Source organism: Vibrio sp. 10N.222.55.C6 (assembly GCF_041473395.1).
Taxonomy (GTDB): Bacteria; Pseudomonadota; Gammaproteobacteria; order Enterobacterales; family Vibrionaceae; genus Vibrio; species Vibrio crassostreae_C.
Map to the genome: position 1 here is coordinate 1 of NZ_JBFRSD010000914.1, position 244 is coordinate 244.

The 244-nt window shown below is 45.9% G+C and carries 1 protein-coding gene; it reads right to left on the minus strand.

The features are described 5' to 3' along the window. Positions 1-31 precede the first annotated feature (31 nt). Positions 32-244 (minus strand): molybdopterin dinucleotide binding domain-containing protein (locus AB4486_RS26835; protein WP_372119820.1); only part of this gene is annotated, 213 nt, incomplete at its 5' end.

Consider the following 244-nt stretch of genomic DNA (forward strand, 5'->3'; position numbering starts at 1 on the left):
AATGCCAGCCGTCTTCACCGAGCTAATATGATTAAGCCTCTGTTACTTCACTCTCAGGCTCACGAATAGGATCAATACGCACAGCCGCCACCTTAAATTCAGGGATCTTCGCGTGTGGATCAGTCGCTGTGGTAGTCAAACGGTTAACTGGTGATTCAACAAAATGGAATGGAATAAATACCACACCCTTTTGCATTCGTTTAGTCACAAAGGCCGCGATTTCGATTTCACCACGACGTGTTGA